The organism is Pseudomonas sp. REB1044, assembly GCF_038813925.1.
GTDB lineage: Bacteria > Pseudomonadota > Gammaproteobacteria > Pseudomonadales > Pseudomonadaceae > Aquipseudomonas > Aquipseudomonas boreofloridensis.
The window spans coordinates 4,335,368-4,353,571 of the sequence record NZ_CP046139.1; the positions used below are offsets into that span (position 1 = coordinate 4,335,368).

Below are 18,204 nucleotides of genomic sequence, written 5' to 3' on the forward strand. Positions count from 1 at the left end.
CCGGGTCCCGGAGTCTTGCACGACCGCTTCCACACACCAACACCACCACTGCCCTAGCTCTGCCAGGCGCAACGACACCCCGTTCAGAAGCCCATGCTGAAACTCACCACCACACCGTGGTCGCGGCCCTGATTGGACAATTGCCCCGAATACCCCACGCCCAACTTGCCGCTCTCGCCCACAGCCACGTCAAGGCCAGCCTCCACCACCGCCGCGTTGCGCGCGATCACCACGCCTTCACTGCCGAAACTCGCACCCCCGCCGATGAAGCGCGACTTAGCCTCGGGCTGGGTATCACCGAAGGCATGTCGCCAGCCGACCGAAAGCCGTGGGGTGATCTCACTGCCGTTGTCCAACGTGATGCGCTTGCCGACGCGCACACCCACCGTGGAGAAGGTCACGTCCTGATCCACCTTGGCTTTCAAACGCCCCGCCCCGCCCTTCTCCCGCGCACTGTCGCTGTCGTGGTTGACATAGGCCAGTCCGGCGAATGGCTCTACCGCGACACCGCCCGCGTCCAGGGCGTAGCCCACCTCGCCGAACACCTGCGCGGTGCGCGCCTTGTACTTCGCCTTCAGGCGATCGTCGTAAGCGCCCGCCTGCACATCGCGCTTGGTATCGATTTCATGCCAGGTGTAGCTGGCCCCCAGGCGCGCAGCGAAGGCGTCCATCTGGTAACCCAGGTAGGTCGCCAGGTGATAGCTGTCGACGCTGGCGTCCGAACGGCGGCGCTGTGCATCGATGCTGCTGCGGGTGTAGCCCGCCGCGATGCCCACCTTCCACTGATCGTCCAGGGCGCGATCGACACCGAGCATGAAACCGGACAGGTCGCGGTCGACGCTGGCATGGTTGGCGCTACCGTCGTAGTCGCCCCAGGCGACAATGGCGCGAATCCAGCCAACCGGCTGACCCTGGCAACCTTCGCTGGTCAATTGCTGATTGGCGGTCGGGGCCAGGGTGCGACGTGGATCCTCGGCACGGCTGCAATCGGCCTGGCGCATCCGGTCGTTGAGCGCCTCGCGCACGTGGCGGGTGTCCTCGATCAACACCGTGGCGGTGCTGGCGTGGATCTCGCCGGACAGGCTGTCGAACGCCGCCTGTGCCGAAGGCCGGTCCAGCGGCAGGATTTCATCGCGCAGCACGTTCGGCACCCCAGCGCTCTCCAGCGCAGTGGCCACGCCGCGCTGGTTGCCGGACACCGCAACCTCGGCGAGCGAGGTGTCGTTGCGGCTCACCGACAGGGTCACCTGGTTGGCGCCGTAGTCCAGCGCACTGGTGAGGAACGCCGAGTTCATCAGGTTGTTGCTGGCGAACACGCCATTGATACCGCCGTCGGCAGACAGCAGCGTGTAACGACCATTGCCACCGGACAAATTGGCCACGGTGAGGCTGCCACCCAAGTTGGCGGTGCCGCCCACGTTGAGGTAGTTCACCGGTGCAGTCCCCAGGTCGATGACCAGGTTGCCATCGCTGGCATTGGTGAAGTCGCCGCTGACATTCAGATTGCCCGCCGGCCCCGGCAGTACCGTGCCGTGGTTGATCAGGCTGCCTAGCGTGCCATTGCCGGTCAGGCCGGCACCGTTGGCCACGTTCACACGCGCGGCCAGTAGACTGCGCGGGTTGGCGGCATCGCCCACTTGCAGCGTGCCCTGATCGACGTTGAACAGCCCGCTGAAGGGATGATTGCCCAGCAGCAACAGACGACCGAAGCCACGCTTGATGGTGGTGCCGGTGCCGCGCAACACGCCGTTGAAGGTGCCGTCGTTGGCTTGCGCGAACACCAGGTTGGCGTTGTTGGTCAGCGTGCCCTGCAGGCTGCTGGTGTTGCCTACCAGCGTGCCGCCACTGACCAGGGTGCCGCCGGTGTAGCGGTTGGCGCCACTGAGCACCAAGGTGCCGGCATCGAGCTTCTCGATACCGCCGCGGCCCACCAGTGGCACACTGATCTCGGCGCTGGCACCGGCATCGACGCGCACTGGCGCCAGGCTGCCGTCGGCGCCATTGACCGGCGTCAGGCTGCCCTCGGCACCCGGCACCAGTTGGTAGCCATCGCTGAGGAATTGCAGGCCGCTGAACGACGGGTTGCCGACCACGGTGACGGTGCCGGGCTGACCACCGAACACGGCGTAGGCATCGCTCCAGGTTTCACCTGCGGTGCCGTTGGCATTGGTCCAGTTGCTGTTCGGCCCCCAGGTGCCACTGCCACCGCCGATGCTGCCGTCGGGGTTGGTCTGGTTGCCGTTCCAGAACTGCACCGGATCGCCCGCACGCTGCACCACCAGGTTGATCTGCCGGGCGATGGCGGTCTGCAACGCCAGATCGCCCAGGGCCACGCTGCCCGGCACGGCGCCGAGGGCCAGGCCATTGTCGGTCAGCGCCCCGTCGTAGCTGAACAGCCGATAGACGCCGGTTGAGAATCCACCGACATCGGTGACATTCAAGGTGCCGTCGAGCACCAGGTTGCCTTCGACCTTGACCACCGTGCTGGCCGCATCCGGGGCGCCCAAGGCGAAGTCCAGGGTGCTGCCGGACGCCAGTTCGAGACCGCCCAAGGTCAGCGGCGTGCTGCTCTGTCCGGCCACCAGGCTGGCGCCGTCGGCGAGCAGCACCTGCCCGGCGTAGACGCCGCTGCCGCCCAGCCGCGCGCCGCGGGCGACCTGCACCCTGGCGCTGTCCAGGCGACCGTCGACACGCAGGCTGCCGGCATTCACCGAAGTAGTGCCGGTCAGGCCATTGTTGCCGGTGAGCAGCAGCTCGCCGCTGCCGTTCTTGCTCAAGGTGCCGCTGCCAGTGAGATTGCCGGTGTAGCGACCGTCGGCTGCCTGCTCGAAGGTCAACGCGGCATTGTTGAGGATGGCGCCTTGCAGGCTGTTGCTGTTGCCGATCAGGCTGCCGCCGTTGATCTGGGTGCCGCCGCTGTAGAGGTTGCTGCCGGTGAGAGTGAGTGGCGCAGCGCCGTTCTTGATCAGGCCGCCCTCGCCGCTGACGCTACCCGCCAAGGTCAGCGCCGCGCTGCCACCGAGTGTCAAGGCGCCTTCGAGCAGCACGGCATTGGCCAGGCTGACCGCCGTGTTGCTGTCCAGCAGGGTGCCCGCTGCGGCGGTGAGCAGGCCGCTGCCCAGGGCGCCGTCATTGCCCACCACCAAAGCGCCGCGATTGAGCGCGGTGCCGCCGCTGTAGCCGTTGGCCGTATTGAGCACCAGCGTGCCGCCATCCTGCTTGGCCAGAAAACCGGTGCCGTTGATCGGCACGCCGACCGTGGCGGTGGCGCCGCTGTCGACGCGCACGTTGGTGGTGCCGCTGGTCAGCAGTTCACCCGTGCCCGCGCTCTGCAGCGAATAGCCGTCGGTCATGAACTGCAGGCCGGTGATCGCCTGGCTGCCATCGAGGGTGACGGTGCCCGCCGGGCCTTGGAACACGGCGAAAGTGCTGTTCCAGGCGCTGTTGACCGCGCCGTTGGCATCGGTCCAGTTGCGGCTGGCGGCGTCCCAGGTGCCGTTGCCGCCGTCGATCTGGCCATTGCCGCTGGTGTCGCTGCCATCCCAGAACAGCACGTTGCTGGCCCCACCCACCACCAGGTTGACCTGGTTGGGCACGGTCGCTTGCAGCGCTACTTCGACATCGGGCAGCGGCGTGCTGCCGACGCTGATGCCGTTGTCGGTGAAGGCGCCGCCGTACAGGAACAGGCGGTGCACGCCGGCGCCGAAGCCGCCAATATCGACCACGTTCAGCGTGCCATGCAGGGTGAGGTCGTTGGCCACCTGGACCAGCGGCTGACCGTCAGGGTCCGGTGCCCCGAGCTGCGCCGTCACCACCGCATCAGGCTCCAGGTTCAGGCTACCCACTTGCAAGGTCGAGCCGGTCACGGTGGCCAGCGTCGCTCCATTGCTCACCGACACTGCGCCACCGAGGTTGCCGCTGCCCGACAGGGTCGCGCCGCTGGCCACGGTCACGTTGCCGCTGTCCAGCGAGCCGTCCACTTGCAGTTCGCCGGCTTGCACATGGGTATCGCCCACATGGGTGTTGACGCGGGTGAGTGCCAGGCGACGCACGCTCAGTTTGTTCAGGGTGCCGGTGCCGCTGATCTGGCCATCGAATACACCGCCCTGCACGTTCAGGCTGTTGCCCTGGGCGATCTGGATCGCCCCGGTGCCGCCGATGTCGCCCAGGGTAGTGCTGCCGTCGAGGTTGAGCCGGGCGCCGCTGCTGACATTGAGCGCGCTCTGGGTGCCGAGGGCAGTGGTGCCCAGAGTGCTGAGGCTGCCGGAGAGGATGTTGAGGATACCGCTGAAGGTGTTGTTGCCCGACAGGGTCAGGTCGGCGGCGCCGTTCTTGTTCAGCACACCGTTGCCGCTGAGCACGCCGGCCAGTTGCAGATCGTTGTTGCCTTCGACGTCGAGCGTACCGCTGACGTTGACCGGATTGGCCAGTCTGACCGCTTGGCTGCTGTCCAGGCTGGCCGCACCGGTGACGTCCAGTGAGCCGGTACCGAGGGCGGCATCGTTACCCACCACCAGGGTGCCGCCGCGCAGTTCGGTGCCGCCGCTGAAGCGGTTGGCGCCCAGCAGGCTGAAGCGCGCGAAGCCGGCCTTGAACAGACGCCCCGCGCCGCTGACCGGACCGCCCAGGGCCAGCTCGTTGCCGCCGAGCACCGTGAGGTCGCCGGCCAGGTTGACGGCGTTGGCCAGCGTGACCGCCTGGCTGCTGTCCAGGCTCGTGCCGTCAGCCGCGCTCAGCACGCCGCTGCCCAGCGCAGTGTCGGCGCCCACCACCAAGGTGCCGCCCTGCAGCGAGGTGCCACCGGCATAGCGGTTGTCGCCGGAGAGCGCCAGCGCCGCATCGCCCGCCTTGACCAGGCTGCCGGCCCCGGCGACGGTGCCGCTCAGGGTCAGGTCATTGCTGCCGGCCACGGTGAGTGGCCCGGTCAGGTTGATTGCGTTGCCGATGCTCACCGCTTGATTGGCATCCAGCGTGGTACCGGCGACGGTATCCAGCGCACCGCTGCCCAATGCCGAGTCGCTGCCCAGCACCAGCGTGCCGCCACCGAGCTGGGTGCCGCCGCTGTAGCGGTTGCTGCCACCGAGCACCAGGGTGCCGCTGTCGAGTTTGGTCAGCCTGCCGCTGCCCACCAGCGGCAGGTCGAGCGTCGCCGTCACGCCGCGATCCACCCGCACCGGCGTGTCACCGCGTTCGCCGTCGATCAGCTCCAACTGACCGGCGCTGCCGTCGATCACGCGGTAACCGTCGGCGGCGAACTGCAGGCCGGTGACGCGCTGGTTGCCTTCGACACTGACATCGCCCGGCGTGCCCTGGAACACCGCGAAGGTGTCGCCCCAGGTGCTGTTGACGGTGCCGTCGAAGTCGGTCCAGTTGGTCGTGCTCGCGTTCCACACCCCGGCCCCGCCTTCGATTTGGCCGCTGGCTTGGGTCTGGCTGCCGTTCCAGAACAGGATGTTCAAGCCGCTGCCGCTGACCAGCAGGTTGACCTGATTGACCAGCGCGGTCTGTAGCGCCAGGTTACCCAGCGCCACGCCCAGCGGCAGGTTGCCGAAGGCCAGGCCGTTGTCGGTGAGCACGCCGCCGTAGTCGAACAGCCGGTACACACCGTTGCCGAAGCCGCCGATGTCGCTGATGTTCAGCGTACCGCCCAAGGTCAGGTCACCGCCCACGGCGAACAGCGCCGCGCTGTTGATGCTCGGCGGGGCCAGCCCGACATCGACGTTGGCCGCGTTGTCCAGCACCAGTGAGCCAAGGCGCAGGGTGCTGCCGCTGTTGCCGATCAAGCGCCCGCCCGCACCGATGCCGACCGGCGCCGCAACCGTACCGCTGCCGCTCAAGCTGGCGCCGCTGACAACGTTCAGCCCGGCGCTGGAAAGCGTGCCATCGACCTGCAAGGTGCCGCCATTGACCTGGGTGTTGCCGCCCAAGGCGCTGACGCCGCTCAGGATCAGCCGCCCATTACCGACCTTGGCCAGGCTGCCGAGCCCGTTCAGCGCCCCGGCGAACGCCGTGTCGAGATCATTGCTGCCAAGGCTCAGGGTGGCGCCGCTGCCGAGGTTGGCCTGACCGCTGCCACTCAGCGCGCCGAGGCTGGCGTCGCCATTGAGGTTCAACTGCCCACCGGCAGCGAGGTCCAGAGTGCCGACATTGGCCAACACGCCGTTGCCCTGTGTGGTGAGCGAACCGGCCTGCACGGCGACGTTGCCGGTGAACGTCTTGCCGCCCACCAGGGTCACGTCATCGGCGCCGGTCTTGATCAGGTTGCCGGTGCCGCTCAAGTCGCCCGTGAGGACCAGCGCGTTGTCGGCATCGAGCGTGAGCGTGGCGCCATTGCTCAGGGCGACAAGACTGCCTAGTGTCAGCGGCGCGGCACTGCCGAGCGTGGCATCACCGGTCACGGTCAGAGGCCCACTGCCCAGCGCACCACCATTGCCGAGGGTCAGGCGCCCGGCTTCGAGCTGAGTGCCGCCTTGGTAGCCATTGCTGGCGGAGAGGGTCAGGTTGCCGTCGCCTTGCTTGACCAGGGCGCCGGCGCCGTTTACCACGCCATTCAAGGTCAGGTCGTTGCTGCCCACGACGCTCAGGTCGGCATCGAGTGCCACATCGTTGGCCAATGTAGTGGCGGCGCTGCCACTGCTCAAGGTCGAAGCCCCGGCGACGGTGAGACCGCCCAGGCCCAAGGCACTGTCGTCGCCGACCACCAACTGGCCGGCGCCCAGCGTGGTGCCCCCCAGATAAGTATTGGCGCCGTTGAGGATCAGGGTGCTGGGCCCGGACTTGTTCAGGCCGCCGGGACCGTCGATCACACCGTTCAAGGTGAAGTCGGCAGAGCCTGGCAGGGTGAGTACGCCACCCACTGTCAGGTTGTTGGCCAGACGAGTGTCGGTGTTGGCATCGAGCGCGGTGCCGTCGGCCGCGATCAGCGATCCGCTGCCCAGGGCACTGTCGTTGCCGACGATCAGCGTGCCGCCGTTGAGTTGGGTGGCACCAGCGAAGGTGTTGGCGCCTGCGAGGGTCAGGCTGGCGCCGCCATTCTTGACCAGCGCACCGCCACCTGCGATCACGCCGTCGAGCACCAGATCCTGCGCGCCACCGAGGGTCAGGTTACCGCTGGTCAGGTTGATCGCATTGCTCACCGTCAGTGCCTGGGTGATGTCCAGCAAGGCATCGTTGATCACGCTCAACGCACCGCTGCCCAAGGCATTGGCGGTGCCCAGCAACAGGCTGCCGGCTTGCAGCAGCGTGCCGCCAGTGAAGCGGTTATTGCCCGCGAGTTGCAGTTGCCCGCCGCCCTGCTTGGTGAGGGTGCCGTCACCGCTGATCGCGCCCGACAGGGCCAGGTCCTGGCCGACGTCGAGGGTCAGGTTGGCACCACCGGCCAGGCCGATGGCATTGGCAATTTGCAGCGCGGTGGTGCCGGACAGCGTGCCGTCGCCGATGACCGACAACGCACCGTTGCCCAACGCTGCATCGTCGCCCAGCGTCAGGCTGCCCGCGCCGAGGACCACGCCACCGTCGAAGGCGTTGGCGCCCGCGAGCGTGAGGTTGCCCGGTCCGGCCTTGCTCAGGCCGCCGAGGCCCGTGATCGGCCCGGAGAGACTGAGGTCGTTGCTGCCGAGGATCGCCAGCGTGCCCGCAAGATTGACAGCGTTGCCGAGGTTGACTGCCACGCGGCTGTCGAGCTGAGTGCCGTCGGCGGTGTTCAGTGCACCCAGGCCGAGCGCCGTGTCGCTCTCCAGCAGCAGGGTGCCGCCGGCCAGGATGGTGCCGCCTTGATAGGTGTTGCTGCCGCCCAGGCTCAAGGTGCCGCTTCCGGTCTTGGTCAGGCCGCCTGCGCCGCCGATGCTACCGTTGAGCGCCAGGTCCTGCGCGCTGGCCAAGGTCAGATCGCCCAGCAGTTCGAGGGTGTTGGCGAGGTTAACTTGGGCAACTGCCGACAGGGTGGTGCCCGCTGCAGCCGTGAGCGTACCGCTGCCCAGCGCGGCGTCACTGCCGACCTGCAGCGTGCCCGCGTCCAGACGCGTGCCGCCCTGATAGCTGTTGCTCCCGGAGAGGACGAGCGAGCCGCTGCCATTCTTGATCAGCCCAGCGCTGCCACTGAGCGTGCCATCCAGACGCAGGTCGCCCGTACCGGGCAGGGTCAGGTTGGCGTTGAGGGTCACTGCGTTGGCCAGCGCGATCTGGCCAGGCGCCACGAGGCTGGACGCACCGCCGACGGTCAGGCTACCGCTGCCCAGCGCCAGATCGCTGCCCACGACGAGGCTACCGGCATTCAAGGTGATGCCGCCGCTGTAGCGGTTGGCGTTGCCGAGGGTCAGCGTGCCAGCGCCATTCTTGACCAGGCTGCCGGCGCCCTCGATCACGCCGACCAGGCCAAGGTCGGCGCTGCCGTCCAAGGTCAGCGCGCCGCCGAGGGCGAAGTCGTTGCCAAGGATGACCGCCGTGCGGCTGTCCAGCGCCGTGCCGCCTGCGGTCGTGACCGCGCCGACACCGAGCGCGCGGTCGTTGCCGAGCACGATCCGGCCGCCTTGCAGCAGGGTGCCACCGGTGTAGCTGTTGACCCCGCCGAGCACCAGCGTGCCGCGGTCGAGCTTGGCCAGTCGGCCGCTGCCCGAAAAATCGACTTCCAGGGTGGCATTCACGCCGGGGTCGACCCGCACGGCGAACGCGCCGTTGGCGGCGTTGACCAGCTCCAGCCCGCCGCTGCCGATCAGGCGGTAGCCATCGGTGAGGAACTGCATGCCGCTGGCCGTTTGGGTACCGATCAGGGTGACGTCGCCCGCTGCGCCCTGGAACACCGCGAACTCGCCGCCCCAGGCGCTGTTGAGCGTACCGGCGAGGTTGGTCCAGTTGCCGGTGCTGGCGTCCCAGGTGCCGCTGCCGCCGTCGATGGAACCGTTGGCCAGCGTCTCGAGACCGTCCCAGAACTGCACGCCACCGGCCGCGCCGCCGACCAACAGGTTGACTTGCGCGCCGACCGACGTCTGCACTTGCAGGTCGCTCGGCATCACGCTGCCGGGCACGCTGCCCAAGGCCAGGCCATTGTCGAGCAGTGCGCCGGTGTAGTCGAACAGGCGGTAGATACCGGTGCCGAACCCGCCAAGGTCGGTGACGTTGAGGGTGCCGTCTAGGGTGAGGTTGCCGTTGACGCTGACCAGTGCGTTGCTGCCGCTGACCGGCGCGCCGAGGCCGAAATCGAGGATCGAACCGCTGTGCAGGGTCAGCGCGCCGGTGCTCAGGGTGCTGCCGCTGTTGGCCAGCAGGTGCGCGCCATCGGCGATATCCACCGCGCCCGGCAGGCTGCCGCCACCACCGAGGCTGGCGCCCGCATTGACCTGCACGGAGACGCTGGTCAGCGAGCCGGTGACCTCAAGCAGCCCGGCGTTGACCGTGGTGGCGCCGGTCAGCCCGTTGCTGCCGGTGAGTTGCAGGGTGCCGGGGCCTTGCTTGATCAGCCCGCCGCCGCCGCTCAAAGTGCCGCTGAAGAGGCTGTCCAGGCCATTGCCACCGACGCTCAGGTCGCTGCCCGCACCGAGGTTGACTGCTCCCGCTCCGTTGAGCCCACCCACGGCCGTGCTGGCACCGAGCGCGAGATTGGCGCCGGCACCGACGTTCACCGCCGAGGCGTTGCCCAGAGCCGTCGCCGTTGCGCTGGTGAGGGTGCCGCCGAGCAGATCGATCACGCCAGTGAAGCTGTTGTTGCCGCTGAGGGTGAGGTTGGCTGGGCCATTCTTGACCAGACCGCCGCTGCCCCTGATGGCGCCTGCCAGGCCAAGGTCGTTGCTGCCGCCCAGGGTCAGGTCGGCATTCAGCGTTATGGTGTTGCCCAATGTGAGCGCCGTGCTGTTGTCCAGGCGCGTCACACCGGCAACGTTGAGCGCACCGCTGCCCAAGGCGGCGCCGTTGCCCACCACCAGAGCACCGGCATTGAGCGTGGTGCCGCCCGCGTAGCTGTTCGCGCCGTTCACGGTGAGCGTGGTCGCGCCGTTCTTGACCAACTGCCCTGCCCCGCTGATCACACCGGACAGGTCAAGGGCATTGCTGCCAGCGAGGGTGAGGTCGGCATTCAGCGCGATGTCGTTGCCCAGGTTGAGCGCCGCAGCGGTATCCAGCGTAGCCGTGCCGCCGACGTTCAATGCGCCGCTGCCCAAGGCACTGGCGCTGTCCAGGAGCAAGGTTCCGGCATTGAGCAGCGTGCCGCCGATGAAGGTGTTCGATGCGCCGAGCGCGAGGGTACCGACACCGTTCTTGATCAAGCGACCGGTACCGTCAATCACACCGTCCAGACGCAGGTCGTTGCTGCCGAGCAGGGTCAGGTCGGCGTCGAGGGTGACAGCGTTGGCGACCGACAGCGCCACCGTGTTATCCAGGCTTCCAGCCCCGGTGACGGCCAAATTGCCGAGCCCCAGCGCATCGCCATTGCCCAGCACCAAGCCACCCGCTGCGAGGGTGGTGCCGCCCAGGTAAACGTTGGGGCCGGACAGGGTCAAGGTCGCGGCGCCCTGCTTGAGCAGCCTGCCGGCGCCACTGACCAGGCCGCCAAAGCCGAGGTCGGCGCTGCCATCGACGGTCAGGGCTCCGCCGAGGTTGACGGCATTGCCGAGGTTGACCGCCGTGCTGGTATCCAGGTGAGTGCCCGCGGCGGTATTGAGCACACCGCTGCCCAACGCGGCATCGTTGCCAAGCACGAGGCGCCCGGCATTGAGGTTGGTGGCGCCGATCTGGGTGTTGGCACCGTTGAGGGTCAGGGTGCTGGCACCATTTTTGGTCAAGCCGCCCGCGCCGCTCAGGGGGCCGTTCAGGACCAGGTCGTTGCGGCCGGTCAGGTTCAGGTTGCCGCCCAGGTTCAACGAATTGCTGAGGTTCAGCCCGGCCACCGTGCTATCCAAAGTAGTGCCGGAGGCGGCGTTGAGGGCGCCGCTGCCCAGGGCGGCGGCACTGCCGAGCACCAGGGTGCCGGTGTTGAGCGTGGTGGCGCCGGTGTGGGCATTGACGCCACTGAGGGTAAGGGCACCGGCGCCGTTCTTGACCAGGCCGCCGGCCCCGCTCAGGGTGCCGGCCAAGGTCAGGTCGTTGCTGCCGGTCAAGGCCAGGTTGGCGCCGAGGTTGACGTTGTTGCTCACGCTCAGCGCGGTGCTGTTGGCCAGGGTGGCGGCGCCGCCGACGATGAGCGCGCCGCTGCCCAGGGCGGCGGCGCTGGCCAGGGTCAGGGTGCCGGTGTTGAGCGTCAGACCGCCGCTGAAGGTGTTGCTGCCGCCGAGGGTAAGGTTGGCGGCGCCATTCTTGATCAACGCCCCGGTGCCGGCGATCGTCCCGCCCAGGCGCAGATCGTTGCTGCCCGCCACGCTCAGGGTGTTGCCGCCCAGGTCGATGGCGTTGCCCAGGCTGAGCGCCGTACTTGCCACGAGACCGGCGTTGGCACCGAGGGTCAGCGCCCCCGTGCCCAGCGCATTGTTGTTGCCCAACGTCAGCACACCGGCGTTGAGCGTGGTGCCACCGCTGTAGCTGTTGTTGCCGTTGAGCGTCAGGCCGGCCGCGCCATTCTTGACCAGCGCCCCGCTGCCGCCGATGGCGCCACCGAGGGTGACAGCGTTGCTGCCGACGAGCGCGAGCGTGTTGCTCCCGAGGTTGATCGCATTGCTCAGGTTCAGTGCAGCGCTGGTGTCGAGCTGCGTGCTGGCGCCGAGGTTGAGCGCGCCGCTGCCCAGCGCAGTGCTGTTGCCCAGAATCAACGCGCCGCCATTGACGCTGGTGCCGCCGCTGAAGCTGTTGTTGCCGTTGAGGGTCAGGTTGGCCGCACCGTTTTTCACCAACGCGCCCGTGCCGCTGATCACGCCGCCCAAGGTGGTGGCGCTGGAACCGGCGAGCGCGAGTGTGCTGGCGCCGAGGTTGATGGCGTTGGCCAGGCTCACCGCCGCACCGGCGTCGAGCACCAGGCTCGCCCCCAGGTTCAGGGCGCCGCTGCCCAAGGCACTGCCGTTGCCCAGAATCAACGCGCCGCCATTGACGGTGGTGCCGCCGCTGAAGCTGTTGCTGCCGTTGAGGGTCAGCGTCGCTGCGCCGTTCTTGACCAGGCGCCCGGCTCCACTGATCGCGCCAGTGAGGGTCATGGCGTTGCTGCCAGGCAGGGTCAGGGTGTTGCCGGCCAGGTTGATCGCGGAGCCGAGGCTGATGGCAGTGCTGGCATCCAACGCCGCATTACCGGTCAGGCCCAACGCACCACTGCCCAAGGCACCTGCGTTGCCCAACACCAGCGTGCCTGCGCCGAGGGTGGTGCCACCGGTGTAAGTGTTGCTGGCGTTGAGGGTCAGGCTGGCGCTGCCGCTTTTGACCAGCGCTCCCGTTCCGCTTACCGTGCCACCCAAGGTGACGGCGTTGGCGCCGGTCACGTTGAGTGCGGCGCCGTTGAGTTGCACGGCATTGGCCAGCACCAGCGGCGCGCTGCCCTGCAATCGGGACGCGCCGGTCACATTCAGCGCACCGCCGCCCAGGCTCGCCGCGCTGCCCAGTTCGAGGCCTCCAGCGGCCAGATTGATGCCGCCGCTGAAGGTGTTGTTGCCGCTCAGCGTCAGCAGGCTGGCACCGCTCTTGATCAGCGCACCGCTACCTGACAGGACGCCGTTGAGACCCAGGGGGTTGCTGCCGGAAACCGTCAGGCCATTGCTGCCCAGAATCAGCGCGTTGCTCAGGTTCACGCCAGCGCCGCCGCTTTGCAGTGCCCCGCCGTTGGCGGTGATCGCGCCGGAACCGAAGGCCGCGGAGTCGTCGACGCTGACCAGCCCGCCGTTGAGCGTGGTCGAACTGCTGCCGGTCAGCAGCGGCCCACCGAGGGTCCAGGTGCCGCTGTCGACGATCAGGCGGTTGAAGTTGACGTAGGTGCCCGCCGCGACCGTGCCACTACCCGCCGTGCCGCTGCCACCGCCCACGGCGTTCTGCAACGCCAGGGTGTTGTTGCCGCCGGCGCCGCCATCGACCGTGCCGGTGGCGGCGAACGACAGATTCGGATTGCTGACTACCAGCAATTGCAGGCCGGCGCCGCCGCCTTTGTTGACGCTGGAGCCGGTGATGGCGTTGAAACGGTTGGTCGAGCCGGCACCCATCGACAGGCTGCCGTTAAGCGTGCCGACGTTGGTGAAGGTGTTACCGCTGCTGGAAGCCTGGAACGCCGCGCGACCGGTGATGGTGCCGGTGTTGGTCATGTTCACCGTGCTGCCGCCGCTGACGGCGACCACGGGCGTGTCTTCGCTGAGCACGCTGACGCTGAGTGCCGAAGAGCCGATGATCCCCGCGTTGCTGATCACGGTGCTCCCGCCTGCACCGTTGGTGACCTCCAGCGCCGCGCCGTTGAGGTTGGCCAGGTTGACGTCGAGAACGCCCCCGGTGCCTCTTAGCACGCCGGTGGCCAGGTTGTTGATCACCAGGGTGCTGGGGTTGGCATTGCCGATGCGCGTGCTGGTGCTCAGCAGGCTGACTGCGCCCAGTAGCGAAGGGTCAATCGTGCCGGCGTTGTTCAGCGTGATGTTGCTGCCGGACAGATTCAACGCCGTGCCGAGCAGGCCAAGCGCAACACCCAGGCTGGCGCCCTGCTGAACGTTGACCGTGAGATTGTTCGCGCTGCTGGCATAGGCCGGCGCCAGTGGACTGAGCGCGCCGGTACAGGTGACCACGCCCCCACTCAGGCTACAAGCGGCCAGTGCCGGCTGGCTGCCCAGACCGAACAGCAATCCGCCGACGGCGAGGCTTACGGCCAATGACAGGTGCGAGAGACGAGCGGGCGAAACGGCGATGAGACTTCTGTCCACGGAGAGCTCCTTCGTGGATCAGCTGATTCAGTCCTTGAATGCGTGCACAGCGCTGTTGCCGGTTGATTTCACACGCGCGACGAAGCACCTGACCCTGGCGACAAATTTCCTTATTGGGGAATGTGTAGTCGCAGAACAGGCAGTCAGGCGCGGCGCAGGGGCGGTCAAATCGGGTTAATACTTTGTCTAGGCAGCCCGGATTACGCGGGCTGCAGCGACTTCAAAAGTGGATCCAAGCGACGAACGGTGGTGTTCCGAGAGCGGATCAGGCCACCTCGGCCCCTCGTCCGGCCAGTGCGGCTCGTTGGCGCCGGGCGGCGTCAGCGGTGGCAGACCGTAGGCGGCACGGGCCGCGTCGCAGCTCGGATTGTGCGTGCCATGTTCCCAGGACGCCTCGAATTCGCGGCACGGGCTGGAGCGTTGTTCGTAGAGCGTGCAGCCCACTGTGTTGCCGATTTCCCCTTCAAGACCGATACAGCGACAGGGTTTGGCATCGGTGCCGATCATCGCCACGCGGGTGGGGTTGATTTGCACCACCAGATCGTCGGGCACCGACCCGCCCGAGGATTGGCATTCACCCCAGAAGAAGGACACACGAAAGTAGCCGCAGCAGGCGCCGCAGGTCAGGCAAGGATTCTGTTCGGACATGATGGCCAGAAAGGGAGGTTATGGGGAGCGAGCGGACGCCCGCGCCGCCATTTGTAATCCAACCCCACGCCCCTGAACAGAGGCCCACGCAAAAAAAGGCAGCCGCTGGTCGCGCCAGGCGCCAGGCGCCAGCTACAAGCTACAAGCTACAAGCTACAAGCTAGATCGCGGTGGCACTGACAACGCAGTTCTATCTTGCAGCTTGCCGCTTGCAGCTTGCGGCTGCGGCTGCGGCTTGCCGCGTGCCGCGTGCCGCTTACTTCCCGGCGCGGAACATGTGGCGGATGCCGCGGATGGCCTGGCGGATGCGGTCTTGGTTCTCGATCAGGGCAAAACGTACATGATCGTCGCCATACTCCCCGAAACCGATACCAGGGGACACGCAGACCTTGGCCTCGGCCAGCAGCTTCTTGGCGAATTCCAGCGAGCCCAGGTGTGCGTAGGCTTCCGGGATCTTGGCCCAGACGTACATCGAAGCCTTGGGGTTTTCCACCATCCAGCCCAGCTCATGCAGGCCCTTGACCAGCAGGTTGCGACGCTGGCGGTACTGCTCGGCGATGTCGCGCACGCATTGCTGATCGCCTTCCAGGGCAGCGATCGCCGCCACTTGCAGCGGTGTGAAGGTGCCATAGTCGTGGTAACTCTTGATGCGCGCCAGGGCATTGACCAGCTCGGGATTACCCACCATGAAGCCGATCCGCCAGCCGGCCATGTTGTAGCTCTTGGACAGGGTGAAGAACTCAACCGCAATGTCCTTGGCCCCGGGGACCTGCATGATCGACGGCGCCTTCCAGCCGTCGTAGACGATGTCGGCGTAGGCCAGGTCGTGAACCACCAGCACGTCGTACTGCTTGGCCAGGGCCACCACACGCTCGAAGAAGTCCAGCTCCACGCACTGCGCGGTGGGATTGGACGGGAAGCCCAGGATCATCATCTTCGGCTTGGGGATCGATTCGCGAATCGCCCGCTCCAGCTCATTGAAGAAGTCCACGCCCGGCACCAGCGGCACCGAACGCACCTGGGCGCCGGCAATCACGGCACCGTAGATGTGGATCGGGTAGCTGGGGTTGGGGACCAGCACCGTGTCGCCCTGGTCGAGGGTGGCGAGCATCAGGTGCGCCAGGCCCTCTTTCGAGCCGATGGTGACGATGGCTTCGCTGTCCGGATCGATCTCGACCTCGTAGCGTTCGCGGTACCAGTTGGAAATGGCCCGGCGCAGGCGCGGAATGCCGCGTGAGGTGGAGTAACCGTGGGTGTCTTCGCGCTGGGCGACCTGTACCAGCTTCTGCACGATGTGCGGCGGGGTGGCGCCGTCGGGGTTGCCCATGCTCAGGTCGATGATGTCCTCGCCACGGCGACGGGCAGCCATCTTGAGTTCGGCAGTGATGTTGAAGACGTAGGGGGGTAGACGATCGATGCGCGCAAAGCGGCGCGGCGAACCGGAGTTGGCCATGATTTCCTCGAAGACGTAAGCGCCCGGAACCGTCCGAGCGACGTTGGCCACTGCGGTGGCCGAGGCAGACGATAAGCGCAGCGGTAATGTTTTGTAAAGTGAGGGCTGCCGAGGGCAACCCTCCCGCCCGATGATTCAGTGCAGCGACTGGTAGCTGTCGCAGGTCAGTTGCCGCAGGCCCAACCCTTCCTTGGTCTGCATGCCCTCGTTGGCCACCTTGCTGAACGCGGTCGGGTTCAGGCCATGATGAACGAGGCGCTCCTGCTGGCTGCCTTCGGTGATTGCCGTGTAGGACTGTTTACGCAGCGCCAGGTACTGGCTGTCGGCAGCGGCCATGGCCTGGTGGCAGGTCTCCAGCGCCTGGTCATCGAGCGCCAGGCATTTGTCCAACGCGGTGCCCCAGCGCGTGAGGCAGGTTTCGGCGAAATGCCGGACGATCATGCCCGGCTCCGCCAGCACCTTGCCGGCACTGGCGCCGTCGGCGGAGGCATTGCCCACCAAGGTGGCATGCCGGCCGGGGACCGGGAAGAGACTCATGCGCGTGCCGAACGCGGTGACCGGCACCACGCAGGCGAAGCCCTTGGAGCGTTCGTCACGGGCGTAGAAACCGACATACTCCTTCACGTTCGCGCCCAACTGCACGCGATCAGCTTGGATGTTCCCCACACCCGGTACGGGATCTATGGCGAAGATGTTGACCGGCACGTCGCGCAGCTGCGGATCTGCAACCATGGCATTGGCCAGCATATGGCAACTGATCCCGCCACGGCTCCAGCCCACCAGATTGACCACACTGGGAATCAATGGCTTGCGCATCTGCTTGATCAACTGTTCCTGCAACGCCTGCGGGGTCACGGCACGCTCACCGTAATCGTAGGTGCGCCAGAACCACGAACCGGCGGCTGAGGCGTCGGGAATCGGAACACCGGCCTGCTTGAGATGCTCGTATTGCTGCTCGGTCAGTTGGGTCCGTGCCCAGTTGCTCTTGCCCTTGATGACCTGCAACGCATGTTGCACATTTTCGTTCCAGCCTTTGCCGAACAGGGTGCCGGTCACCTTGAGGTGGTCGCCGTCATCGACGAACAAGGCATCGTCCTGCAGATTGCCACTGCCCGGACCATCGACCGCGATCCAGTCGACGAACTCTCTGCCGCCGGTATGGCTGGCCAGGGTGGCGATCAGTTCGCCGTTCCAGAAATTGGGATTACGGTCATCGAAGCGATGGGAGCCGGTGCCGCAGAAGTACACGGTGAACGCACTCATCTCGGTGCCTCCAGAAGGTTGGGGCATCGAAACTATGCTGTGCGATCGTCGGCCAGCAGCCGGAAAATCTGCCGGGTTTCGGGCGCACCATGAAAAAACCCGGCGCTAGGCCGGGTTTTCAGTGAAGCGTGAAGCGGTTTCAGCGAGCGTAGGTCATCAGCACATCGGTCGCGGTCTGGCTGTCCACCGACATCATCAGGCTCAAGGCCATGACGGTGAGGATGGAGAAGCCGAACACTTTGCGCGCCCACTTGCTGTCGTCTTCGGCCTTGTAACCACCCCAGGCCATGTACAGCCAGTACAGGCCCATGGCAGCGGCGACGGCCAGGTAAGCCAGGCCAGCATAGCCACCGAGGGTGAGCATGACGGTGGCGAGTACGAAGGCCAGCACGTACAGCACGATCTGCTTCTTCGCCGCCAGAATACCGCGGGCCACCGGCAGGACCGGAATGTTGGCCGCGCTGTAGTCCTTGAAGCGGAAGATGGCGATGGCGAAGCTGTGCGGCATCTGCCACAGGCTGAACATCACCAGCAGCGTGACCGCTGCCAGGTCGAAGCTGTTGCTCACGGCGCAATAGCCGATCACCGGAGGCATGGCACCGGACAGGCTGCCAACCAAGGTGCCGTGCACCGATTTACGCTTGAGCCACAGGCTGTAGAAGCCCACGTAGACCACGAAGCCGATCAGCGCGCAGTACGCCGACAGCGGGTTGGCCTGGACGTACAGCAGGCTAAAACCCGCCACCCCGAGCAGGGTGGCGTAGATCAGCGCGAGGGGCAGCGACATGCCGCCCTGGACCATGACGCGGTTCTTGGTACGTTCCATCTTCTGGTCGATGTCACGGTCGATGCAGTTGTTGAACACGCAACCGGATGCGACCACCAGCGAAGTACCGACCACCACGGCCAGGAACAGGGCGAAGTCCACATGGCCCTTCGCGGCAAGGAAGAAACCGCCCGCCACGGAAAGCACGTTACCGAAAATGATCCCCGGTTTGGTGATTTGGATAAAGTGCTTCACGGACATGCAGTCTTACC

At 66.7% G+C, this 18,204-nt stretch carries 4 protein-coding genes and 1 pseudogene; all 5 read right to left on the minus strand.

The window, feature by feature from the left end; all coding sequences use genetic code 11:
- Positions 1-83 precede the first annotated feature (83 nt).
- The 5 genes and pseudogenes from GKC70_RS19820 to cyoE all read right to left on the minus strand — a co-directional run bounded on the left by GKC70_RS19820 (position 84) and on the right by cyoE (position 18,193).
- Entirely contained in the window at positions 84-13,802 is a 13,719-nt protein-coding gene (locus tag GKC70_RS19820) for an autotransporter-associated beta strand repeat-containing protein (protein ID WP_342649670.1), read from the minus strand.
- 294 nt (positions 13,803-14,096) lie between these two features.
- Positions 14,097-14,450, minus strand: a pseudogene (locus tag GKC70_RS19825) (YkgJ family cysteine cluster protein); the annotation flags it as partial.
- A 256-nt stretch (positions 14,451-14,706) separates the two neighbouring features.
- Positions 14,707-15,903 (minus strand): alanine transaminase, encoded by a 1,197-nt coding sequence (alaC, locus tag GKC70_RS19830; protein WP_029613083.1) that lies wholly within the window; start codon positions 15,901-15,903, stop codon positions 14,707-14,709.
- A 135-nt stretch (positions 15,904-16,038) separates the two neighbouring features.
- Positions 16,039-17,166 (minus strand): hypothetical protein, encoded by a 1,128-nt coding sequence (locus tag GKC70_RS19835; RefSeq protein WP_342649671.1) that lies wholly within the window; start codon positions 17,164-17,166, stop codon positions 16,039-16,041.
- Positions 17,167-17,305: 139 nt separating this feature from the next.
- The gene (gene cyoE / locus GKC70_RS19840) at positions 17,306-18,193 is read right to left on the minus strand and encodes a heme o synthase (protein ID WP_039575376.1); all 888 of its coding nucleotides are present in this window, start codon (positions 18,191-18,193) and stop codon (positions 17,306-17,308) included.
- Positions 18,194-18,204 lie beyond the last annotated feature (11 nt).

Bases quoted from the DNA above. Each gene is read 5' to 3' on its own strand.
- alaC (WP_029613083.1), bottom strand. From the start codon at position 15,903: ATGGCCAACTCCGGTTCGCCGCGCCGCTTTGCGCGCATCGATCGTCTA.
- GKC70_RS19835 (WP_342649671.1), bottom strand. From the start codon at position 17,166: ATGAGTGCGTTCACCGTGTACTTCTGCGGCACCGGCTCCCATCGCTTC.
- cyoE (WP_039575376.1), bottom strand. From the start codon at position 18,193: ATGTCCGTGAAGCACTTTATCCAAATCACCAAACCGGGGATCATTTTC.